The 23,224-nt window shown below is 63.9% G+C and carries 21 protein-coding genes; 9 read left to right on the top strand and 12 right to left on the bottom strand.

Going from position 1 to position 23,224, the window contains the following annotated elements:
- Positions 1-271: 271 nt before the first annotated feature.
- The 4 genes from ACH196_RS15145 to ACH196_RS15130 form a co-directional block, all read right to left on the bottom strand.
- Positions 272-1,192 (bottom strand): methylated-DNA--[protein]-cysteine S-methyltransferase, encoded by a 921-nt coding sequence (locus ACH196_RS15145; protein ID WP_396647733.1) that lies wholly within the window; start codon positions 1,190-1,192, stop codon positions 272-274.
- Positions 1,193-1,259: 67 nt separating this feature from the next.
- A complete protein-coding gene (locus ACH196_RS15140) occupies positions 1,260-1,532 on the bottom strand; it encodes a hypothetical protein (RefSeq protein ID WP_396647732.1) in 273 nt (90 codons plus the stop codon).
- Between the two features lie 52 nt (positions 1,533-1,584).
- A complete protein-coding gene (locus ACH196_RS15135) occupies positions 1,585-2,058 on the bottom strand; it encodes a VOC family protein (RefSeq protein WP_396647740.1) in 474 nt (157 codons plus the stop codon).
- 404 nt (positions 2,059-2,462) lie between these two features.
- Complete coding sequence (locus ACH196_RS15130) at positions 2,463-2,951, bottom strand: DUF2244 domain-containing protein (protein ID WP_396647731.1); 489 nt, start codon at positions 2,949-2,951, stop codon at positions 2,463-2,465.
- 22 nt (positions 2,952-2,973) lie between these two features.
- Between ACH196_RS15130 and nth the strand changes: the two genes are divergently transcribed.
- The gene (gene nth / locus ACH196_RS15125) at positions 2,974-3,759 is read left to right on the top strand and encodes an endonuclease III (protein WP_396647730.1); all 786 of its coding nucleotides are present in this window, start codon (positions 2,974-2,976) and stop codon (positions 3,757-3,759) included.
- Here the strand turns inward: nth and ACH196_RS15120 are convergent.
- Entirely contained in the window at positions 3,753-4,202 is a 450-nt protein-coding gene (locus tag ACH196_RS15120) for a DUF2214 family protein (RefSeq protein WP_396647729.1), read from the bottom strand. The two genes, nth and ACH196_RS15120, sit on opposite strands and share 7 nt — an antisense overlap.
- 197 nt (positions 4,203-4,399) lie before the next feature.
- Here ACH196_RS15120 and ACH196_RS15115 point away from each other — a divergent pair, with 197 nt between their 5' ends.
- The 4 genes from ACH196_RS15115 (at position 4,400) to ACH196_RS15100 (ending at position 8,140) form a co-directional block, all read left to right on the top strand.
- Positions 4,400-4,861: a cupin domain-containing protein gene (locus ACH196_RS15115; protein ID WP_396647728.1), complete on the top strand. Its 462-nt coding sequence runs from the start codon at positions 4,400-4,402 to the stop codon at positions 4,859-4,861.
- A 106-nt stretch (positions 4,862-4,967) separates the two neighbouring features.
- Positions 4,968-5,516 (top strand): GNAT family N-acetyltransferase, encoded by a 549-nt coding sequence (locus tag ACH196_RS15110; RefSeq protein WP_396647727.1) that lies wholly within the window; start codon positions 4,968-4,970, stop codon positions 5,514-5,516.
- Positions 5,517-5,896: 380 nt separating this feature from the next.
- Positions 5,897-7,381 (top strand): DUF2793 domain-containing protein, encoded by a 1,485-nt coding sequence (locus ACH196_RS15105; protein WP_396647726.1) that lies wholly within the window; start codon positions 5,897-5,899, stop codon positions 7,379-7,381.
- A 312-nt stretch (positions 7,382-7,693) separates the two neighbouring features.
- Entirely contained in the window at positions 7,694-8,140 is a 447-nt protein-coding gene (locus ACH196_RS15100; protein WP_396647725.1) for a hypothetical protein, read from the top strand.
- A gap of 139 nt (positions 8,141-8,279) precedes the next feature.
- Here ACH196_RS15100 and ACH196_RS15095 read toward each other — a convergent pair whose 3' ends face one another.
- The 7 genes from ACH196_RS15095 to ACH196_RS15065 form a co-directional block, all read right to left on the bottom strand.
- Positions 8,280-10,052: a hydantoinase B/oxoprolinase family protein gene (locus tag ACH196_RS15095; RefSeq protein ID WP_396647724.1), complete on the bottom strand. Its 1,773-nt coding sequence runs from the start codon at positions 10,050-10,052 to the stop codon at positions 8,280-8,282.
- A 153-nt stretch (positions 10,053-10,205) separates the two neighbouring features.
- Positions 10,206-12,263 (bottom strand): hydantoinase/oxoprolinase family protein, encoded by a 2,058-nt coding sequence (locus ACH196_RS15090; protein ID WP_396647723.1) that lies wholly within the window; start codon positions 12,261-12,263, stop codon positions 10,206-10,208.
- 12 nt (positions 12,264-12,275) lie between these two features.
- Positions 12,276-13,262, bottom strand: a complete 987-nt coding sequence (locus ACH196_RS15085; RefSeq protein WP_396647722.1) for an ABC transporter permease — start codon at positions 13,260-13,262, stop codon at positions 12,276-12,278.
- Positions 13,255-14,250, bottom strand: a complete 996-nt coding sequence (locus tag ACH196_RS15080) for an ABC transporter permease (protein WP_396647721.1) — start codon at positions 14,248-14,250, stop codon at positions 13,255-13,257. Before ACH196_RS15080 ends, ACH196_RS15085 begins: the two co-directional genes overlap by 8 nt.
- Positions 14,247-15,767, bottom strand: coding sequence for a sugar ABC transporter ATP-binding protein (locus ACH196_RS15075; RefSeq protein ID WP_396647720.1), 1,521 nt, complete (start codon positions 15,765-15,767; stop codon positions 14,247-14,249). The genes ACH196_RS15080 and ACH196_RS15075 overlap by 4 nt, the downstream gene beginning before the upstream one ends.
- A gap of 153 nt (positions 15,768-15,920) precedes the next feature.
- Positions 15,921-17,003: a TMAO reductase system periplasmic protein TorT gene (gene torT, locus ACH196_RS15070; RefSeq protein WP_396647719.1), complete on the bottom strand. Its 1,083-nt coding sequence runs from the start codon at positions 17,001-17,003 to the stop codon at positions 15,921-15,923.
- Between the two features lie 393 nt (positions 17,004-17,396).
- Positions 17,397-18,599, bottom strand: coding sequence for an ROK family protein (locus ACH196_RS15065; RefSeq protein WP_396647718.1), 1,203 nt, complete (start codon positions 18,597-18,599; stop codon positions 17,397-17,399).
- Positions 18,600-18,922: 323 nt separating this feature from the next.
- Between ACH196_RS15065 and ACH196_RS15060 the strand changes: the two genes are divergently transcribed.
- The 4 genes from ACH196_RS15060 (at position 18,923) to ACH196_RS15045 (ending at position 23,213) form a co-directional block, all read left to right on the top strand.
- Positions 18,923-20,188 (top strand): ABC transporter substrate-binding protein, encoded by a 1,266-nt coding sequence (locus ACH196_RS15060; protein WP_396647717.1) that lies wholly within the window; start codon positions 18,923-18,925, stop codon positions 20,186-20,188.
- A 75-nt stretch (positions 20,189-20,263) separates the two neighbouring features.
- On the top strand, positions 20,264-21,205 hold the full coding sequence (locus ACH196_RS15055; protein ID WP_396647716.1) for a carbohydrate ABC transporter permease: 942 nt from the start codon (positions 20,264-20,266) through the stop codon (positions 21,203-21,205).
- A gap of 7 nt (positions 21,206-21,212) precedes the next feature.
- Positions 21,213-22,097, top strand: coding sequence for a carbohydrate ABC transporter permease (locus tag ACH196_RS15050; protein ID WP_396647739.1), 885 nt, complete (start codon positions 21,213-21,215; stop codon positions 22,095-22,097).
- A gap of 9 nt (positions 22,098-22,106) precedes the next feature.
- Positions 22,107-23,213 carry an ABC transporter ATP-binding protein gene (locus tag ACH196_RS15045; protein ID WP_396647715.1) on the top strand — a complete coding sequence of 369 codons (1,107 nt, stop codon included), beginning with the start codon at positions 22,107-22,109 and terminating at the stop codon, positions 23,211-23,213.
- The last annotated feature ends 11 nt before the right edge of the window (positions 23,214-23,224 follow it).

Below are 23,224 nucleotides of genomic sequence, written 5' to 3'. Positions count from 1 at the left end.
GCCCAACGACCAGAGCAGCAAGTGTCAAAAGCCGGCTCTTGCTCAGTCCGAAGTGGATGCCTAACGTCTCCATGAGAACGGTATGAACGGGCGCCATGAGTGAAGATCCTTTGCCGAGGAATCTTCATTCCAAGCACATCATCCCGTTCTCACCCTGACCGCACTGTCGTGTACCGTGTCCGCGCCAGAGCGGATTTTGTCGCGAGCTTGACCGCCTTCCTTCAAAACATTGTTCCGGCCTTCCAGAGCCCGTCATCGCCGGCCACGGCGTTTAGCGCGCCGCAGTGGTGAGCTGCCCCGCCTCCCAGCCCAGGATTGCGCGCTTGCGCGTCAGTCCCCAATGGTAGCCGGTGAGCGCGCCCGACTTTCCAAGCGCGCGGTGGCAAGGCACCACGAAGGACAGCGGGTTGGCGCCGATGGCCGCACCCACGGCGCGCGAGGCGTTCGGCTTGCCGATCTCGGCGGCGATCGCGGAATAGCTGCGCGCCTTGCCCATCGGGATTTTCAGCAGCGCCTCCCAGACGCTGACCTGGAAATCGGTGCCGATCATCACAACCCTGAGCGGCTGGTCGTTGCGCCAGCGCGAGGGGTCGAAGATACGCGCGGCATAGGGCGCGGTGGCAGACATGTCCTCGACGTAGCTTGCATTGGGCCAGCGGCCGCTCATGTCGGCAAACGCCGCCCGCTCCTGGCCGGCATCGTTGAACGAAAGGCCCGCCAGCCCACGGTCGGTGACCATGATCAGGGCGATGCCGAAGGGCGAGATGTGATAGCCATAGCGGATGACGAGCCCCTCGCCGCGCGTCTTGTAGTCGCCCGGCGACATCGCCTCATGGGTGACGAACAGGTCGTGCAGCCGGCTTGGGCCGGACATGCCGACCTCGAAAGAAGTCTCCAGCAGCGGCATGCCGTCGTCGAGCAGTTTTCGCGCATGATCGAGTGTAACCGCCTGCAAAAAGGCCTTCGGCGACAGGCCGGCCCAGCGGGTGAAGAGTTTCTGCAGGCCGGTCGGCGTCTCGCCGACATCCTCGGCCAGCGTCTCCAGCGAAGGCTGGTCGCGATAGTCGAGGCTGATCTTCTCGATCACCCGGCAGACGGTCGAATAGTCGCCGCCCTGTGGCGTGATCTCTCGTTGCAGGACGGGCGAGGGTTTTGACGACATGGCGGTATTCATAGCGGGCTGAGCGTTCATGGCAATGTCTCCTTGACCCCGAATATCGGGCCAGGGGATGCGCGAAACCACCCGAAACTTGCCCTCTCTAGTGGCGGCGGTATGCCACCGTTACGCACGCTTCGAAAGCAGGATGCGACACGGCAGCAAACCAGTCTGGATGGAAGCCAGGCAGCTTCTGAAAGTGTTTCAGCAGCAGCTTCCAGCCAGGCATTTCCTCGTGGAAGAGCCAGGTTTTGCCGCCTATCTCCAATTCGCAGCATATCAGATCAGTCGTGATCTCGTCGCGCTTGTAGAACGTGATCCTCTCGATTTCAGAGAGCTCAATCCGACGCAGAAAATTGGCGTTGATGGTCGACATGCCTGATACTGGCCGGCCAAGCCACAGTCAGCAAGACGTCAACCCGTAACCGTCATCCGTGTCGAGCCTTGTCGATCGCGGCGACGTCGATTTTTCCCATCTCCATCATCGCGTCGAAGGCGCGTTTGGCTTCCGCGCCGCCGGCCGCCATCGCGTCGGTCAGGGTGCGCGGCGTGATCTGCCAGGAGACGCCCCATTTGTCCTTGCACCAGCCGCAGGCGCTCTCCTGCCCGCCATTGCCGACGATGGCGTTCCAGTAGCGGTCGGTCTCCTCCTGATCGTCGGTAGCGATCTGGAACGAAAAAGCTTCGTTGTGCTTGAACATGGGCCCGCCATTGAGGCCAAGACAGGGAATGCCGGCGACCGTGAAGTCCACCGTCAGCACGTCGCCCTGCCTGCCGGACGGGTAGTCGCTGGGCGCACGATGGACGGCGCTGACAAAGCTGTCCGGAAAAGTCTCGGCATAGAAGCGGGCCGCAGCCTCGGCGTCGTTGTCGTACCAGACGCAGATCGTGTTCTTTGCAATCGTCATTTCTTGTCCTTTCGCTTTTTGAAACCAATTCCGGCCCGGTTTCCCACGCAGCCGGGCGACTTCCAGTCCGTCACGACGGATACCACAAACCGGAATGCGCTCATGCCGTCCGACGTTCCGCAACAAGACCTCGTCCTCCGCGACGGCAGGGCGGTGGTCGTCGGAAAGATGGATCGCGGCCAGGCATAGCGTCATGACCTCCCTGTCACGGGCTTCGGGCGGGCCGGCTGCCCTGCCTTCATCCGTTGGACGAACGGGCGGTCCGGGTTCCGACAAATCGGCCAAAAAATTTTACGGCCGCGGCCGTGTTGAATGAGGGAGAAGCGCTCGCAGCCGACGCAATCCACCATCGCTTGCTTCAAGACTACGAAGTCGGCTGCTGCGAACGGGCTGCAGATTCAGCTCTTGGCCCTGGCCAGCGCGCTCGAAAACGCCGCGGCAAAACTCTCGCGATCGTCGGGATTGAGGAAGGAGCCGATCGACACGGTTTCCTCCCGCGATTCGACCGCCATCCGGGTGATGCCGATCTCGTCGTGGCGCGAGACGGAAAAGCGCGTCCAGAACGGGTTGAAATGGTGCGCCTGAGAGCGGCCGGAGGGTGCGGTTTTCTTGATGTCGAGGGCGGTGCGCGATACCGACACTTCTTCGCGGGCGCGGGCGGCGCGGTAGTTCAGCCGGAACGCGACATAGACCGCGAGCACGTCGAGGCCGAAGAAGCCGAAGACCGGCCAGGCGCCATGCGACAGGAAGAACGCGCCGGTGGTGAGCCAGCCGAACAGCAGCGCGCCCATCAGGATCGCGAAACCGGTTCGTCCGAGCGAGCGGTGCGGCGTAAGCAGCGCGCGGAAGAACGGTTCGTCGGCAGGACTGTCGTTTGTGTCGTCCATGGCGAATAATTATAGAAGGATCATGAAAAACCCCAAGGCAAAAAGCGTCGCAGCCGGGGGCACACGCGACGGCTCCAACGTCAAGCCGCGTCCGAAGCCGGCGCGGCCGCATTCGGTCTATCGGCCCGACGAGGTGCGGGAGATCTTTCGCCGCTTCTCCGTGCAGCGGCCGGAGCCGAAAGGCGAGCTGGAGCATGTCAATGCCTTCACCCTGCTGGTCGCCGTGGTGCTGTCGGCGCAGGCGACGGACGCCGGCGTCAACAAGGCGACGCGCGCGCTGTTCGCGGTGGCCGATACGCCTCAGAAGATGGTCGCGCTGGGCGAGGAGGAGGTCGGAAAATACATACGCACCATCGGCCTGTGGCGCGGCAAGGCCAAGAACGTGATCGCGCTGTCGCAGGCGCTGATCCGCGATCATGGCGGAAGCGTGCCGGCGGACCGCGAGGAACTGGTCAAGCTGCCGGGGGTCGGCCGCAAGACCGCCAATGTGGTGCTCAACATGGCCTTCGGCCAGCCGACCATGGCCGTCGATACGCATATTTTCCGCATCGGCAACCGACTGCTGCTGGCGCCCGGCAAGACGCCGGAGCAAGTGGAGGCCGGGCTGATAAAGATCATCCCGCCGGAATACATGCGCCATGCGCATCACTGGCTGATCCTGCACGGGCGTTATGTGTGCAAGGCGCGCAAGCCGGACTGTCCGCGCTGCGTGATCGCCGACATCTGCAAGTCGCCGGAGAAGACGACGTCTATTCCCGCGCCTCTGGTGGAGATCGGAGCGATCGGCGGGCTGGAGGCCGCTCAGTAGCCGAAACCGCGCGCCATGGCGGCGGCGAAGATCAGGATCAGGGCAAAGAAGCCGGCCTCGGCCTTCAGCCAGACGCGCAGAGCGGCGATCTCGGCGTCCGGCACCGTGTCGGCCACGGCGCGGCGCCAACTGAGAATGCGCCGCGTCGGCGCCGCGGAGAGCATCCCGACGGCGGCGAGGGCCGCCATCTTCAGCCAGAACACCGGATTGTAGACGTAGAATTCCCAACCCTTGAGACCGAAGATGACGCGGCCAATGCCGACGATGATGAGCAGGCCGGCGGCCATGCCATAGGCGCCATCGATGCGGCCAAGCAGCGGCAGGCTTCGCGCCGCCAAGCCTTTTCGGACCAGCACGAACTCGGCCGCCAGCAGCGCGGCAAGCAGGAAGGCCAGGAAATGGTGCACGATGGCGAGCAGAAGATCGAGAAGGGCGGCGTCCATCGGTTCATCTCGATATGTTTACAGTGTAAAGATAAGTAGGATAGGAATTACTCGCCGTCAACCCGCTGGGGAAGCGGACGGTGACGGCGGCACGAACTTTGCCGATGCTGGCCGGCCGAGCGCTGGGCCACAACACGCTCCAAAGTTGATAGGTTTGTTATCGTCCACTCAGACCGCACTTCAATGGAAGAACCGCCATGCCGAAGATCGACGTTGAAAAGGTTACACAAATCAAAGGCTCGGGCTATCCGGCGCCATTCGACGCGCCCTGCGCCGATCGTGTTCGGCAGCGCCTCGGCAACGCCGGCGGGCTGAAGGATTTCGGCGTCAACCTGATGCGGCTGCCGCCGGGCAACTGGTCCAGCCAGCGCCACTGGCACACGCATGAGGACGAGTTCGTCTATGTGCTGGAGGGCGAGCTGACGCTTGTCGAGGACGGCGGCGAGACCGTGCTGCGCGCCGGCGATTGCGCAGCCTTCCCGAAAAATTCCGGCAACGGCCATCACATGATCAACAGGGCCGGCGCGACGGCGGTCTATCTCGAAGTCGGCTCGCGCTCTCCCGCCGACATCACCTATTGCTCCGACATCGACATGATGAGTTCGAACGCCGACGGCCGGTTCGTGCACAAGGACGGTACACCCTATTCGGAAAGGTGAGATCGTTCTGACGCTAACGCCCTGGCCCGCGTAGGCGTTGGTTCCTGGACCCTTCCCAAGGACGATGAGGCGGCTATGGTCCGCGCGTCGCCGCCGGAAGATTGGCATGCCCGCATCCACCATCATCGAAATTCCCTCGATCGAAACCGAACGCACTATCCTGCGCGCGCACTGTCCAGGCGACTTCGACGCCTATGTGGTGATGTGGGCGGCGCCGGAGGTGACGCGGTTCATCGGCGGCTATGCGCGGACGCGCGACGAGAGCTGGATCCGGTTTCTCAGGCATGCCGGCACCTGGGCGATGCTGGGCTACGGCTTTTGGGCGGTCGAGGACAAGGCGAGCGGCCGCTTCATCGGCGAGGCGGGATATCATCAGATCTTCCGGAACATGACGCCGTCGATCGACGGGTTTCCCGAATGCGGCTGGGCGCTGGCTCCCGACATGCAGGGGCGCGGCCTGGCGACCGAGATCGTCACCGCCGCGGTGGCGTGGGGCGACCGGACGCTTGGCGGCCAGCGGCAGGTCTGCATCATCGACCGCGACAACCACGCCTCGATCCGGCTCGCCGGCAAATGCGGATTCGGCAATCCGGTCGATGCGCGGTTCGGGGAGGAGACGGTGCTGCTGTTTGAGCGGCTGGCCGAAACTGCCTGATGGAACTGCCCGCGTCGTCGCGACTCACCCGTTCCGGTTCTGCACCGCCGCGGCATTCGCCACCTGCACGGCCCCCAGGTTCCATGCCTGGGCCGACGGGCTCCAGCGGCGCGGAATGTGTGAAAATGCAAACATGATGGGCCGCCGACATGAGCCAAAAACGGGGATAGGAAATCGGCGTTTTGAGCGAAATATTTTTTGACCCCGCGCTGCGCATGAAACGGGTTCGGTAGATATTGTTTAGAAATCAATGCCTTGGTCGGTTCGACCGTTTTGGCCGAAGGAACACGCACAAACAAAATGCGGGCCGTGAACCGCCGATCCATCCCCCTCCCTTTGGGCCATCGTATCATTGGTCCGAGTTTCAACGGGGCACGCGCATGGATACGACCGACAATCTCGACCTTCCCTACATCATGCCGTCGCAGGCGCAGAAGCATGTGACACACAACGAGGCGATCGGCATGCTCGACGCACTGGTGCAGCTTGGCGTCGCCGACCGCGACCTTGCCGCGCCGCCCGGAGCACCTGCCAATGGCGCCCGCTACATCGTCGCCGCCGCCGCCACCGGCGACTGGAGCGGGCAGTCGGGCAAAATTGCGCACCGGTTCGACGGAGCCTGGTCCTTCTACGCGCCGAAACCGGGTTTCCTCAGCCATGTCGCGGACGAGGACATCTTCGTGTTCTGGACCGGCGCGGCCTGGGCGCCGCTCGACGGCGTGCTGTCAGCGCTGCAGAACATTGCCCTGCTCGGCATCGGAACCACCGCCGACGGCACCAATCCGTTCTCGGCGAAACTCAACAAGGCGCTGTGGACGGCCAAGACGGTTTCCGAAGGCGGCGACGGCGATTTGCGCTACACGCTGAACAAGGAGACGGCGGCCAACGTGCTGTCCCTGCTGCTGCAGACCGGGTTTTCCGGCCGGGCCGAACTGGGCCTGATCGGCGACGACAATCTCGCGCTGAAGGTGTCGCCCGACGGCTCGGGCTGGACGACTGCGCTGACCGTCGACAAGACGACGGGCCAGTTCACCATCAACAACGCGTTCAACCTCAACGCGGCGCTGAACATAGCTGGCGCCGCGCTGACCATCAGCCGCGACGGCGCGCCCAGCCTGGTGCGGCTCATCAGCTACCGCGATACCAACGCAACCCACGCCACATTCGCAGCCGACGTGGCGCGCGGCAGCCTGGCAGCACCTGCCTACATCACCAATACCGGGCTGATGGCAGAGTTCATCGTGCGGCCATGGGACGGAACGGCGGTGGGTAACGCCGCAAGCGGGCGGCTGGCTTTTCGCGCTTCGGAAAACCACAGCGCTTCCGCGCGCGGCACACGCTGGACGATCGAGCTGACCCCCAATGGCGGCACGGCGACGGCGGAGGTTGGCTCACTGGACCATGCGACGGGGCTTTCGCTGTTCACCATACCGGTCATCGACGCCAACCGCCATTTCCGGCTGCGGTCCTACACGATCGCCACCTTGCCTTCGGCCTCGCCCGCCGGCCAGATGATCCATTGCTCGGATCTCGGCGGCGGCGGCGGACAGGTGAATTCGGACGGCAGCGCCTGGCGGCGCGTGTCGCGCGGCGGCCAGCAGGCGGTGGCGAGCGATGCGGATTTCACGCTGACGGTGCTGACGAGCGCCGAGGAGCAGCGGCACACCGGGACGCTCACTGCCAATCGGGCGGTCACGCTTTCGGCGACGAACGCCTATGCCGGCGCGCGCTTCCGGCTGACGCGCACCGGCGGCGGCGCGTTCACCCTGTCGCTCGGCGGGCTGAAGAGCCTTGCCACCAATACCTGGGCGGAGGCGGTGTATGACGGATCGGCCTGGTATCTGGCGGCATATGGGGCGCTGTGAGGGATTTTGACGGCTTCCGATCGCTCTTCCGACCGGTGGACCGCAAGACCTGCGGTCCACCCGCTGCGATGGCTTGTGTCAGCCGCGAATCCACAACGCGCCTCCAAAGCCATTCTTCGGGTCTCCGGAGAAAGCAGGACTAACCCCGGCCGCCGGTGTCTCATACCAACGGCGTTTGAATTTGACCGCCGCCGGTATCGGGCATTGCCGAGTGTTCCACGCTGACACGACGTGTCGTCAGATGAGGAATAGGAAAAATTTCCTTGAACTTTTCCGCCTCTCTGCTATTGTGCTTTCCCAACGGAGGCTGGAATGGACCGCGCGGAACGCGAAAATGAGCAGGAGACGCTGAAGGCCATCGCAGCGGTGCTGCTTAAGCTGGCCGTTCTGGCCGAATTCCTTTGCATCCTGCCGCTCTGGATTCGCGTTCTCGTGCTTTCGCTGCTGCGGCCGGCCGAGGCCGTCGCGCGGGCCTTTGCTATCGAGCAGGCCAGCGGCGCGCTTGCCTTGCCTCCGGCGGCGGTCTTCGGGGTTGATGCCGATCGCTACGCCGAGGCTTTGCGGCTCGCCCGCTGCTTCCGCACGCTGGCCTTCGTCTTCGGCGGCCTGCACGGTTTTTCCAGTGGGCGGCGGCCGTTTCGCGGCGGGCCGAATGGGCATCTTGTGCAAAGCGGGCCGGCGATGGCGTGGCCGAATCAGCCAATGACCGCGCGGCGCGCAATGGCTTTCGGCGCGGCCGGGCGCATCGATACGTCGTGACCGCCGGACGGGCATGCCGTCCGGCTTTCAGATCAGGCTCCAACTTGTTGAGATTCGAACGCCATCCGCCTGGTGCGCTTGGCGGTGGGGGCGTTGGTATTCCGATACCAATGGCGGTCAAAGTTAACCGCCGTTGGCATCACATCACCGAATTCAGCACATACTCCGCTCTGGCCTCCTCAAAAATTGCCTCGACGCCGTAAATCGCCCTCGCCTTTTCCGGGCTCAGCCAGCCACGATTGATGCTGCGCAGCACGCGGTCCGGCGAACGTTTCTTCGGGTCACCGTAACCGCCGCCGCCGCAGGCGAGGAAGACAAATTTCTCGCCCTCCTTGCAAACTTCCGCGTTAAAGGCCGGCAGGTCGACAATCTCACCATCCGACAGTTCCTTCTGGCTGCGGGTGGGCGAAGCCGGTTTGCCACCGAGCACGCCGCGCGGCGGAAAGGTGGTGCCGTCGGCGGCATAGACCAGCGTCATGTCGTGGTCGACGGGATAGAACACGCCGCCGACGCCAGGCGAGCCCTCGAACTCGCCAAAACCTTGCGTGTCTTTCTGGACGCCGCGCGATTCGATGACGAAGGGATACATCGCCTCGTCGATCTCGACGGAATCGAGGTTGATCATGCCGCCATTGGCCGGCCCGCAATAGGTCAGCCAGCCGTCGTAGCCATGCCGTGCCCCGCCGCCCGAATAGGCGACGAACACCTGGTTCACATAGGGCTGGCCGTTCTTGAACGGGTCGAAGCCTGAAACGACCCCGATGCCCACCGGCAGGTGCTGGCCGCCCTCCGCCTGGCCGAACGGCGCGCCCATCTCGGAAAAGGCGCAGCTTCCGGCCGAGATCAGCCGGTCGTTGACGTTGGTGGTGGCGACCGAGGTGCCGACGGGATAGCGCGGTTTTCCCACGACGCTGCCCTCGCGCATAAGCACCTTGATGCGGCTGGCGCTGCCGTGATTGTGGGGCATGTGCGCGTCCATATTGTTGAAGACGCCCATGCGGCAGGAGCCGGTGCAGGTGTTTTCCGTGATGTTCAGGCCGCCCGGCACATTGTCGATGTTGTTGCGGACGTCGACGGTGATCATGCCTTCATTTGGGTCGACGGTGATCTCGACGCGCACCGGAATGCCTTCGTCGGCCACGCCCGGCACAGGGTCGTGGCGGGTCTCATAGCTGTAAGTGCCGGCCGGCAGTTTTTTGATCTCGGCGATTGCCATGGCCCGGCCGTAGTCGAACCAGTCCTCGACCCAGTTTTTTATGCCGTCGCGCCCGTATTTGCCGAGCAGTTCGATGAGGCGGCGCTCGGCGGTCTTGCAGGCGCCGATCTGCGCGCGCAGGTCGCCCAGCCACAGCTCCGGCACGCGGTTGCGCGTCAGGCCGATGCGGATGACGTCGTCGATCTCCTGGTAATCGCGCATGATGCGCACGCAGGGAAAGTGGATGCCTTCTTCGTAGACGGTTTTCGCGAAGGGCAGATAGGTGGTCGGCACCGGCGCGCCGGTGTCGGCATGGTGCGACAGCGCCATCGCCCAGAACAGCGGCTTGCCTTCGAAGAACACCGGCATGCAGAGCGTGAAGTCGGCGTGGTGGGTGCTGCCATGATAGGGTGAGTTGTTGAGAAAGATGTCGCCCGGGCGGATGTCGCGGAACAGTTCGGTGATCGGCCTGGTCACCAGGTCCATCGACGCGACGTGGATGGGCAGCGCGTTCTCGGTGGAGACGATGCGATGATCGAAGGTCAGGATCGCGCAACTGAAGTCGCGCGCGTTCTTGATCACCGCCGAGCGGCTGGCGCGCATCACCACCAGCGTCATCTCGCGCACAATCGCCTCGAAACGGCTTTTGAGCACCGACATCAGCAGCGGATCGCTCCGCGTCTCGGTTTTTTGGGGTTCTGCCACGACGTCGTGCATCATGTTCTCCCTTGAAATCTTGCCGCGAGAAGCCTCCGGCCGGACGACGTAAGTGCCGGGGACAGTTTACTTTCTTTCGGCAGAAAGGCCGCAGCGCTTCAGCAGTCGCGCGGGCCGAAAAAAGTAAACTGTCCCCTGCGGTTCCTTCTGTTCTCAAGCGACTTCCACGAGGAAGTTGCCGTATTCGTCTGTGTCGGCGAAATGGCCTTCCTTGATCATCGCCGTGAAGGTCGGCGTCTCGATCAGGCACGGGCCAGCAAATTTGGCGCCGGCGCCAACCTTTTCGCCGTCGAACACCGGCACTTCGGCGACCTCGCCTTTCTCGGCCAGATAGAGTTTTCGCCGTGCCTTCGGCTGCGGCGCCTCCGCCTGCGCGTCGAGGCGGAATTCGCGATAAAGATTCTGTTCCGGCCGGTGGCCGATGGCGCGCACCTTCCAGGTGATGAACTCGACGACGTCCTTGTCGGCGCGGATCGAATAGATGCGCTCGTGCATGCGATGAAAATCCTCGACCAGCCGCGGCAGGTCCGCGGCCGAGATCTTGCCGTCGCGCTCGAACGCCACCTCGATCTCCCACGACTGGTATTCGTAGCGGCCCATGAAGGAGAATTCGTAGCGCCGCCGCTCCTTCGGAATGCCGGCGCCTTCGAGAAAGCGCTCGCCGTCGGCAACAAGGCGGTCGAGCATGGTGTTGACCACGTCGGGATCGAAGCGGCGGCTGTCGGTCGGGGCGACGCCATTCTGCTCCCAGCGGATATCGGAGATCAGCCCGCCGAAGGCGCTCAGCCCCGCGACATAGCGCGGGATCATGTAGCGCTTCAGTTTCAATATGTCGGCCATCTCGGCGATGTGGCACGAGGTGGCGCCACCGCCGCAGACGAAATAGCTTTCGCGCGGGTTGATGCCCTCGCGGATGGTGATCTCCTCGATTGCCGCGACCATATTGTGGTTGCTGGTGGTGTGGATCGCGTGCGCGGCCCGCATCAGGTCGACGCCCAGCCGGTCGGCGACGCGCTGGACTGCCTGCTCGGCCAGCTTGCGGTCGAGTTTTATGCGCCCGCCGAGGAAGAAATCCGGGTCGATGATGCCGAGCACCACATTGGCGTCGGTGACCGTGGCGTCCTCGTTGCCGTTGCCGTAGCAGGCCGGCCCCGGCCAGGCGCCGGCGCTGCGCGGGCCGACATGCAGCAGCCCGCCCTGATCGACGAAGGCGATGGAGCCGCCGCCGGCGCCTACCGAGCGCACGTCGACCTTGGGTATGCCGAGCGAATCGTCGTGGATCATCGAATCCGGCGTGACGATGATCTGGTGGTTGCGCAGCGCCGAGACGTCGAAGGTGGTGCCGCCCATGTCGCCGACGATGACGTCCGGCTCGTCGGTCAGCGCAAGTGCGGCCATCGGCGCCAGCGTCGGTCCGGACATGACGCTGTAGATGGGCCGCTTGATCATGTCCGGCACCGGCATCATGCCACCGACGCAGTTGGCGAGCAGCAATTGCCCACCGAAACCCTCCTCGTTCAGCGCGCCTTCGAGCGCTTCGACATAGCTGCGCACGATCGGGCTGATGGAAGCGTCGATGGCGGCCGCGATGATGCGCTTGTACTCGCGCGGCATCGGGTTGATCTCGTGGCTGAGGGTTACCGCGACCTCCGGCCACTCCCGCTTGATGATGTCGCGGGCGCGTAGTTCGTGGTCGGGGTTGACGACCGACCACAGGAAGCCGACGGCAATCGCCTGCACGCCGCGCCGGCGAAAGGTCTCGACGGCCTTCACCACGTCCTCGTCGCGGAACGGCACGATCTCCTTGCCGCGCGCGTCGATGCGGCCGCGCACGGGGAGCGTCAGGTTGCGGCTGACATAAGGTTCCGGATAATCGAGCCGCCATTCGAACGCGCCCTTGCGCGGTCCCTCGCGCAGCACGAGGATGTCCTCGTGCCCCTCGTTCAGGAGCACGCCCGTACGCGCGACCTTGCGCTCGACCAGCGCGTTGGTCGACACGGTCGAGCCGTGGACGATGATGTCGATCTCGGCGATGAATTTTTTTGCGCCCATGCCGAGGTCCCCGGCGGCGACGCGCAGCACGTCGATAAAACCCTTCTGGAACTGTCCGGGCGTGGTCGGCGCCTTGTGCAGCGTCACGCGTCCCGATGCGTCGGAAACCAGGCAGTCGGTAAAAGTGCCGCCGATGTCGATGCAGGCTTGGAAGGGCATGCCAGAGATTTCCTACGATGAGCGGGAGGAGCCGTGGGAGAGCCGGTCGACGATCAGGCTGAGCACGATGATCGCGCCGATGCAGAGCTGCTGGATGTAGCCGTCGATGCGGGCGAGGTTCATGCCGTTGGACAGCACGGTGATGAACAGCGCGCCGGCTATCGCCGAAAACACCCCGCCCTCGCCGCCGCGCAGCCGCGCGCCGCCGATGACGGCCGCGGCGATGGTCTCCAGCGCCAGGCTGCCGCCGATATTCGGTTCGCCCGAGCCGGCGCGCGCCGTGAGCAGCACCGCGCCGATGGCGGCAAGCGCCGAGCAGAGCACATAGGCGCCGAGCAGATGGAGCTTGACGTTGATACCGGCGGTGAAAGCCATGCGGCGGTTCGAGCCGATCAGGTAAAGGCTGCGGCCGAAGACGGTGCGGTTGAGCAGCACGGCAACGGCGGCAAGCAGGATCGCGATGATGACGATCGGGACCGGAATGCCGAGGATTTCCGCATCCACCAGAAGCCGACTGAAGTTCGGCGGAAAGCCGCTGACCGGAAAGCCGTCGGTGATGGTCGAGCTAAGCGCCAGCAGGATATTGAAGGACGCGAGCGTCACCACGAAGGGGTTGATGTTGACGACCGCGACGAAGAAGCCGTTGAAAGCGCCGATGACGATGCCGATAAGCAGCCCGGAGACTAGGAAGACGGCAAGCGCCAGCGCCGGATTGTCGATGAATTGCGTCATGGTCAGCGCCGAGGCGACGCTGACATAGGACACCGTCAGGCCGATCGACAGGTCGAGCCCGGCGGTGAGCAGCACCACCACCTGGCCGAGCGTGAACAGCGCGAGATAGCTGGTCTGCACCGCGATGTTCCAGAGATTGCCAGCGGACGCCACGTTCGGCTCATAGGCGGCGAAGCCGGCGAAAATCAGCAAAGTCGGCAGAATGCGCTGCAGTAGGCCGAGGCGGCCGATCATCGAGGAGCGCAAGGAGATCGCGGCGTCAGCCATGCTTGCGCCGCCCCTTGAGGATGAGCTCGCTGCAAAGTGCCGCGATCAGCACGACGCCCAGCACTAGCGTTTGGTACTTGCTGTCGATCTTGAGCAGGTTCATCGCGTTGGAGACGATCGACAGGAACAGCGCGCCCGCCATCACGCGCTCGGCGCGCCCTGAGCCGCCCATCAGCGAGACGCCGCCGACCACTGCCGCCGCGATCGATTCCAGCACGAAGGAAGCGCCGAGTGTCGACTGGCCGGAACCGATGCGGGCGGTCAGCAACACGCCGGTGATTGCCGCCGTAAGGCCGCTTGCCGCATAGATCAGCACCAGCACCGTGCCGACCGACACGCCGGACTGGCGCGAGGCGACGGGATTGCTGCCGACCGCATAGACGTATCGGCCGAAGCTGGTCAGGCGCTGGATGCCGACCGTGAGCAGCACGACACTGAGGCCGATGAGGATCACGACCGGGATTCCGAGCACAAAACCGCGGCCGACGCCCATGGTGAAGGAATCCGGCATGCCGTAGACCGGTATGCCCTTGGTAATATAGAAGGTCGCGCCGGCGACCACCGAACTCATGGCGAGCGTCACCATGAAGGGCGACAGGGATAGCCGGCTAACAAGGATGCCGTTCGCTGCGCCGATCAGCGCTCCTGTCCCCACCGAGATCAGAACAGCGAGCGCAACAGCCAGCATTGCCATATCGGGCATGAGCTGGAGCAGATAGCTCATCACCAGCGCCGTCTCGATCGAGGCGAAGGCGACAATGACGCCGACCGACAGGTCGAAGCCGCCGGCGATCATCACCATCATCTGGCCCATCGAGATGATCGACAGGATGGCGGTGTTGCGCAGCACGTTGATGATGTTCTGCGGGGAGAGGAAGCGCGGCTGGATGATCGTGGTAACCACCGCGATGATGGCGATCAGGATCAGCACCAACCCGCCATTGGCGAGGAAATTCGTCAGGCGCGAAGGTTTTGGCGCAGCGCTCATGCCGCAGCATCCGTTCGGCTTTTGCCGAAGAAGCCCGACAGTATTTCCGCCTCGGTGCGGCGCTCGCCTTCCAGATGCGTGACGATCTCGCCTTCGTGCATCACATAGATGCGGTTGGACAGGTTGAGGATTTCCGGAAGCTCGGAGGAGACGAGCAGGATAGCCGCGCCGGCCTGGGTCAGGTCGCGCAGCAGCTCGTAGATTTCCGCCTTGGCGCCGACGTCGATGCCGACCGTCGGTTCGTCGAACAGAAAAATCTTTATGTCGCGCATCAGGCCGCGCGCCAGCATTATCTTCTGCCGGTTGCCGCCGGAAAACTGTGAGACCGTCTGTTCGGGCAGAAGCGGCCGCACGCGCAGTTTTTCCAGCACCTTACGCACCTTCGCCGCCTCGACATTGCGGCGCAGCCAGCCGCCGCCGGCGATCTCGGCAAGGTCGAGCGCCGCTGCGGAAGCGTTTTCACGGATTGGCCGGTTCGGCGCCAGGCCGTCGGTGCCGCGGTCGGCCGGGAAATAGCAGACGCCTTCGCGCAGCATGGCGGCCGGATTGGCCGCCCTTGTCTCGACGCCGTCGATGAAGACGCGCCCGCCGGAAACTGCATCGAGGCCGAAAACCAGCCTGCCGACCTCACCCTTGCCGCAGCCGACGAGGCCGGCGAGGCCGACGATCTCGCCGGCCCGCACCTTCAGCGACACGTCGCGCACGCGCGCGTCAGCACTGGAGAGGCCCGCTACTTCCAGCATCACCTTGCCCGGCGCATGGGCGATCTTCGGATAGAGATCACCGACGGGGCGTCCGACCATCATCTCGACAAGCTGCGCCTCGGTGACGCCTGACCCCGCCACGGTGGCGACCTTTTTGCCGCCGCGCAGCACCGTGACGCGGTCGGCGAGCTGGCGGATTTCGCGCATGCGGTGCGAAACGTAGACGATGCCGACGCCCTCGGCCTTCAAACCTGCAAGCAGCTTGAACAGCGTGTCGGCATCGGTGTCGGTGAGCGAGGCGGTCGGCTCGTCGAGGATCAGGATTCGTGCCCTGTCGAACAGCGCCTTGGCGATCTCGACCATCTGGCGCTGCGCGCGCGGCAGGTCCTCGACCAAGCGGTCTAGGGGCACGTCGAAGCCAAGGCCCTCGATGAAGGTGCGTGCTTCCCGGCGCATCTCGGCATGCTTCAGGAACCCGCGCACTTTTCGCTCGCGACCGAGAAAAAGATTCTGCTCGACCGTGAGGTCGGGGATAAGGCTGAACTCCTGGAAGACCGCTGCGATGCCTGACTGGCGGGCGCCCTGAGGCGTCATGCCTTCGACGGGCTCGCCGGCAAGGCGGTAGGTGCCGCTGTCCCGCTGGACATTGCCGGTGATGACGTTGATCAGCGTCGATTTTCCGGCGCCGTTCTCGCCGAACAGAACGTGGATTTCGCCCGGCACCAGATCGAAATCGACACCATCGAGCGCCAGCGACGGGCCGTAGCGCTTTGTGATCCCAGTCAGGTCGATAAGCTTTTGGTCGGTCGCCATCGGGTGGGAGAAAAATCCTGTCTTGGGCCGGCGCAAAAGGATGAAGGCATCATCCAAAGAAAGGCAATCGAGCGCGCCGCTCCTCCGATCGTCTCCGGCGCTGCTGTCTGTCGGCACGGCCGCGCCCGTCCGGCGCGGCCGTGAAAGGTCAGCTCAGTTGGTGTCGAACACCGGCTGCCAGTCCTGGGGGGCGTAGATCTGCGTCAGGTCGACCTTGTCGATATTGTCCTTGCTGACCATGCCCGGCGTGGCGCGCAGCACACGCACGTCGGGATTGGCGGCGAGGAAGTCGATCGGCTTCTTCTCCAGCGCGCGCACCGCGAGATCGACGCCGATGCGCGCCAGGATCACTGGATACTCTGCGGAGAAGCCGAGAATCTGTCCTTCCTTGATGCGGTCGGGCATCTTCTGGTCTTCCCAGGAGGACACGATCTTGATGTCGTCGCGACCGGCCTCGGCCACCGCGCCGAGTGCTGCTTCCGCCGTCGGCGCGCCGCCCCAGATGGCGGTCATTTCCGGATAGGTCTGCAGCGCGTCCTCGATCAGGGTTAGCTGTTCGGCGACGCCGGCCTCGCCGTATTTGGTTTCCAGCAACTCGACCTTGGTATCCTTGATCGCTTCCTCGAAACCCTTCTGATAGGTCTCGGCCCAGCCGGAATTCTGCGGGCCGGGGAAGGCGACGACCTTGCCGCCGTCAGGTCCGAGCGCCTCGACCAGATATTTGCCGGAGAGAAACCCTTTCTGGCGGTGGTCGGTGGTGATCAGCGCGGTGATCGGCGTGTCGTAGATCGGATTGGCGACGGCGATGATCGGGATGCCCTTGTCCATGCCGGCCTTGAGACGGCCGGCGATGCCGCCCTCGCTGATCGCGCCGACGAGGATGGCGTCGGGGTTCGAGGCAAGGCAATCGTCGAACTGCGATAGCTGCTTCGGTAGCTGGTCGTAGCCGCCGGCCTGGAAGGTGTAGGCGCGCACGCCGAGGCGCCGGGCTTCGTCGACGATACCGTAGTTGGAGGCGACCCAGTAGCTGTCCTTCAGATGCGGGAACAGCACGCAGAGATTCCACTTCTTTGAAGCCTTCTCCAGCGGAACGTATTGGATGGGTTCCATCGGCTTCTTGTCCGGCCCGTCCGGAACGATGGTGAACGGCCACCAGTCGGCGGCCTGGGCGGGAAGGGCGATGGACAGCGTCGCGGCAAGCGCGAGCGCTGAGGCAAGGGTCTGGCGCAATTTCATGGTTGGGTCTCCACTTCGGGTTCCACTCTGTCTTCGACAAGCAAGACACGCCGCGGCCGCGCCGGATCGCCGGCTTCGCCAGCCATGCTGCTTCCACCTCTCGACCGTTATTGATCTCGGCCGTTACATATACGATATATCATGCACCAAAAACACACTCCGTCAAGCGCCGGCGAATGGCGAGATACGACGTATGGTGTGACGGTCTTGAAAGGTTGCCGGCAGCGTGTCCCGAGTCCGCCAAATCCGATGGCGCTAAGGCTGATACAGGGTCGAATAAGGGGTATTTTGGGAGCGCAGCGGTTAGAGATCGGATCGTTGGTCTGATCTGAACGAAGTGTCATCCCCTTGGTCGACCAAGGTGTGGGCGCTCCCGATGTCCGATTGCGGCTCCTAAAGCCGCTTTCCGTAATGACGCAGCACAAGGCCCACGGCCCCCATGCAGGCGCCGTTTTCGAGCATGCTGGCGGGCACGATGCGGGTACGCGCCTCCGGTTCGACATCGTGGCGTTTCACCAACGCATATTTGTCGAAGCTGGATTCCAGCGGATCGAAGAAGATCGGCCCGGCCATTGCCAGCCGGCCGCCGATCAGGATCAGGCCCGGATTGATGGCCGCGCCGACCATGGCAAGACCCCGGCCCGCCGCCTCGGCGGTGTCCTCGATCAGCCGTCGGCAGCCGACATCGCCCTTTTTTGCGAGATTTATCACGTCGACGATGCCCATGGGCCTGCCGAAGCGCTTCGAGGCCAGCGCCGTCGCGCCCTTGAAGCCGGCATAGAGTTCCCAGCAGCCGCGGTTGCCGCAGCGGCAAAGATCGCCCTTCGGGTCGATCGTCATGTGCCCGAATTCTCCGGCGGCGCCGGCGACGCCGTCGATGAGATGCCCGCGGCTGACGATCGCGCCGCCGACGCCGAAATCGATCAGCACGTAGACGAAATCCTCGACGCCGCGCGCCGCGCCCCACATCATTTCGGCGATTGCCCAGCACTTGCTGACATTGTCGGCGTAGATCGGCCGCCCGAGCGCCGTTTCGAACAGGCGGTGGACGTCGACGCCCTCCCAGGTGGGGATGGCGCCGGCGCGCATGATGCGGCCATTGGTCGGATTGATCGGCCCGCCGACGGCGACGCCGATGCCAAGCATGGTGTCGCTGGAAATGCCGAGTTCCGCATAGGCTTCCCGGATGAGGCGCTGGACGATCGCCATTGCCTCGTCGGGCGAAAAGTCCGCGTCCAGCTCGACCTTCTTGTCGGCGAGCACGGCATGCGAGACGTCGGCCACGATGAGCTGGATATGCTCGAGCCCGATGAGCAGCCCCACCACGGTGCCGGCCTCGGGGTTGAGCATCACCGCCGAGGCGGGACGCCCGGCGCCCGTGCTGCGGCTTGCCACCGGCGCCACCCCATCTACCACCACGCCCGATTTCCGCAGTTCGGTCAGCGTCGTCGACACGGTCGACTTCGCCAGCCCGAGGATATTCGCGATCTGCGTTCCGCTAAGCGCGCCGCGCTCGCTGAGCACGCGGACGATACGGCTGGATGGCGTGCCGCCCGGCACTTCGGTCAAAAGCGACTTTAGTTCAGGTTTGTACATTTTCATGGTCAATTAGCAGATTGACTTCGGAATAAGTTCATAACAGAATTAATTCAGGCTGAGTTAGAGGAAACTTAGCCACTCGCCGCAAAACACCAAGCCGGGCGCGGACGCAAGCGCCGGGGCGGCTCGAATTGGGAGGAACGTCGAAAAAGCCTCTGAAGGGCCGGTCTCGGCCGTCTTGGTGCATTTCGATGGCGCCGATGACGAAGTCTGAGTCTGGCCCGGCGATGAAAACGGCAAGGCGGTCGCGCGGCAACCACGCCACGACGGCCCGATCGCGAAACGAGCGCGGCAACCGCGCCGAACCTGGGAGGAAGGAAATGCTGAAATTGACATGCGCGGTGGCCGCGGCCGCCGTTCTTGCGGCGATTGGATCGGCGAACGCCGAGCCCAAGACCAATCTGCTGCATCAATGGTCGACGGGTTCGGACGCCGCCGCGATCGCCAAGCTTGGCGAGATGTTCACCGCCGCCGGCGGCGAATGGCAGCAGACCGCGATCGCCGGCCATACGGCAAACACGCTCGCAAAACTTCGTGCAGATGTCGTCGCCGGCAACGCGCCTCCGGCGGTCCAACTGAAAGGCCCCGAGATCGCCGAGTGGAACGAGACTGGCGGCGCCGCCAACATGGACGAGCTTGCCAATGCGGAAGGCTGGGACAAGGTCGTGGCGACGGAGTTGCTGCCGGTCATGAAGCCCAAGGGGAGTTGGGTCGCGGCTCCCATGAACATCCACCGCATCAATTGGCTGTGGGGCAACAAGGCGGTCATGGACAAGGCCGGCGTTACCGAACTGCCCAAGACCTGGGACGAATTCAACGCCGCCTGCGACAAGATCGTCGCCGCTGGCTTCATCTGCCTGTCGCATCTCTCGGCCGACTGGACCGACGCCACGACTTTCGAGGTGATCGTCTACGGCCAGGACATCGACCTCTTCAGGAAGGCCTTCGTGGAAGGCGATGTCGATGCGCTGCGCAGCGAGGGCATGGTGAAAGCCTTCACGCAGATGCGCACCATGGTCACGAAATACATGGACCCCGGCATCGCGGGCCGCGACTATGACTCCGCCAACATCATGCTCGGTCAGGGCAAGGCCGCTTTCTTCATCATGGGCGACTGGGAGATCGGCATGCTGAATGCCGCCGGCTTCAAACCCGGCTCGGAAATCCTGTGCGGCCAGGCGCCGACCGACTGGGGTAAGCCGGGCTTCATCCTGAACTCCGACTCGGTGGTGTTCTTCACGCAGAAGGATCCCGACTATATCGAGGGCCAGAAGCTGCTCGCGCATTTGATCCTGTCGCCGGAATTCCAGGCGACTTTCAACAAGGCCAAGGGCTCCATTCCCGCACGCCTCGATGTCGATCTCTCCGGCGAAGGCTGGAACGCCTGCCAGCAGATTTCGCAGAAGGACCTGGAAGCCTCGATCGCGGCCGGCACACTGGTGCGCTCGATGGCTCACAACATGACCGTGCTGCAGAAATATCGCGGCGCCATGATGGAAGTGATCACCGAATTCGTGAACACGCCGACCATGACGCCCGAGGACGCTGCCAACGCCATGGCGGACAACGTCGAAGCGCAGATGTAGGCATCCTCCCGGCCGAGGCGCGGCAATTGACGCGCCTCGGCTTTCCCTACGCTCGGCAACGTTGAAAGAACGCACGTGAGCTCGGCATCGGCCATCGACCGGACCGCAACGGTCTCAACAGGAAAGCGGCTGCGCGAGCGGCTGTCGCTGTGGCTGCCGCAGATCGTGCTCGCGCCTTCGCTGCTGGCCACCTTCATCTACGTCTTCGGCTTCACCGCCTGGACCTTCTACGTCTCGCTGTCCAACTCCTCGCTGCTGCCGAGCTATGACTATGTCGGCTTCGAGCATTATGTCTCGCTCTGGCAGAGCCGGCGCTGGAACATCGCCTACACCAACCTCTTCATCTTCGGCGTGCTCTACGTGCTGGGCACGATGGCGATCGGCCTTCTGCTTGCCATCCTCATAGACCAGCGGGTGCGCGGTGAGGCGGCCTGGCGCACGATCTATCTCTATCCCCTCGCCGTCTCCTTCGTCGTCACCGGCACGGTGTGGAGCTGGCTCTTCAACCCGACCTCCGGCATCGAGTTTTTCGTGCGCGGCTTCGGCTGGACGGATTTCAGCTTCAGTTGGACGACCAACCGTCAGCTTGCCATCTACGCCATCGTCATCACCGGCGTCTGGCAGGCGTCGGGTTTCGCCATGGCGCTGTTTCTCGCCGGGCTACGGTCGGTCGACCAGGATCTGGTCAAGGCCGCGCAGATCGACGGCGCCGGCATGGCGCGTATCTACCGGCGCGTCGTCATCCCGGCAATCGGCCCGATCTTTGTTGCGGTGCTGGTCGTATTGCTGCAATTCGCCATCAAGACCTTCGACCTCGCGATCGCGCTGACCAATGGCGGGCCTGGCATCGCCACGACCTTCCCCGCCATCTATGTGTACGATCTGATGTTCCAGCGCGGCCAGATCGCCGAGGGCGCCGCCGCCGCGATCATGATCCTGCTCGCGCTTTCGGCGGTGCTGATCCCCTATTCGCTGTGGAGCGTCTGGCGCCGTCGCCGGGAGAGTGGCCATGGCTGAGACAGTGATGACCGCCTACGATCCGCTGGCGAGTTCCGGCACATGGCGCCGCTCGCGCGCCAAGGCCGGCGTCTATCTCCTGCTCGGCCTTTTCGCCGCCTGGTACCTGCTGCCTCTCATCGTCGTCATCCTCAACTCCTTCCGCAGCCTCCCCGAGATCGCGGAAAACGGCTTGATCGCCTTTCCGAAAAGCTTCTCCTTCCACGCCTGGGGCGAGGCCTGGGACAGTTTCTGCGTCGGCGGCACCTGCGCCGGGATGAAGGGCAATTTCTACAACTCGCTGAAGATGACCATCCCCGCGACGATCATCTCCACCGCGATCGGGGCGATAAACGGATACATCCTCTCGAAATGGCGTTTTCGCGGGTCGGAACTCCTTTTCACGGCGATGATGCTCGGCGTCTTCATGCCGGGCCAGATCGCGCTGATGCCGTGGGCGTTCATTCTGGGTAAGTTGGGTCTTACGAATACGACCTGGGGCCTGGTGCTCGTCCACACGGTGCAGGGTCTTTCGTTCACCACGCTGTTCTGCCGCAACTATTACGTCAACATCCCCGAGGACCTGATCAAGGCGGCGCGTATCGACGGCGCGGGCTTCTGGCGGATCTTCTACAAGATCATCCTGCCGCTCTCGCCGCCGATCCTGATCGTCACGGTGATCTGGCAGTTCACCGGCATCTGGAACGAGTTCCTCTACGCCGTGGTTTTCTCCTCGGGACAGCAACAGCCGATCACCGCTGCGCTGATCGCGCTCTCCACCAATGGCACCAATGTGCGCAACTACGACGTCATGAGCGCCGCGGTGCTGATCGGCGCGCTGCCGCCGCTGCTCATCTATTTCTTCGGCGGCCGCTACTTCGTCCGCGGCCTTACCCATGGCGCGATAAAGTAGCGGGATATCATGGCCTCACTCAGCGTCCGCCAGATCCACAAGAGCTATGGGGCCGTCCAGGTCCTGAAGGACATCAATCTCGATGTGGAGACCGGCGAGTTCGTGGTGCTGGTCGGCCCGTCCGGCTGCGGCAAGTCCACCCTGCTCGCGATGATCGCCGGACTGGAATCCGTATCAGCCGGCACAATCCAGATTGGCGGGCGCGTCGTCAACGACGTGCCGCCAAAGGATCGCGACATCGCCATGGTGTTCCAGTCCTATGCGCTTTATCCGACCATGACCGTCAAGGAGAATATCACCTTCGGCATGGAGAGCCGCAAGGTGCCGAAAGCCGAGCAAGCCGAGGCGCTGGCGCGGGTGGTCAAGCTGTTGCAGATCGAGCCGCTGCTGAAACGCAAGCCCGGCCAGCTTTCCGGCGGCCAGCGCCAGCGCGTCGCCATGGGCAGGGCGCTGGTGCGCGACCCACTGCTCTTCCTCTTCGACGAGCCGCTGTCGAACCTCGACGCAAAACTGCGCATCGAGATGCGCACCGAGATCAAGAAGCTGCACCAGAAGCTCGGCAAGACCACCGTCTACGTCACCCACGATCAGGTCGAGGCGATGACGCTGGCTTCCCGCATCGCCGTGATGCACCAGGGCAACCTCCAGCAGTTCGATGTACCGCAGACGGTCTACGACCGGCCCGCCAATATGTTCGTCGCCAGCTTCATGGGTTCTCCGGCGATGAATTTTATCCCGGCGGAGGTCGGTGCGGAGAACGGCCATCCCGCGCTGTCCGTGCGGACGGCCAGCGGCAGCGCGTTCCTGAAACTGTCCGGTGACGTCGCGGCGAACATTCGCTCGAAGGACGTGATCCTCGGCGTGAGGCCCGAGCATATCACGCGTTTCGACCCACAATCAGCGGCCCGCAAGCCCGGCATCGCGTCGATTGCAGCGCCGGTCGAACTGGTCGAGCCGACCGGCGCCGAGACCATCGCCGTCATGCGGCTCGGCGGGCTGGAGATCGTCGGGCGTTTCGACCGCGACCAGGCCCCTTACTTGGGCGAGGAAATCCAGCTTGGCATCGACATGGGCCGCGCCTGCCTGTTCGACCCGCAAACCAAGAGACTGATCTAGCAGACCGCCAG

Origin of the sequence: Mesorhizobium sp. IMUNJ 23232, assembly GCF_044326205.1 — a bacterium.
GTDB lineage: Bacteria > Pseudomonadota > Alphaproteobacteria > Rhizobiales > Rhizobiaceae > Kumtagia.
This window is presented reverse-complemented; position numbering and strand designations above follow the sequence as displayed.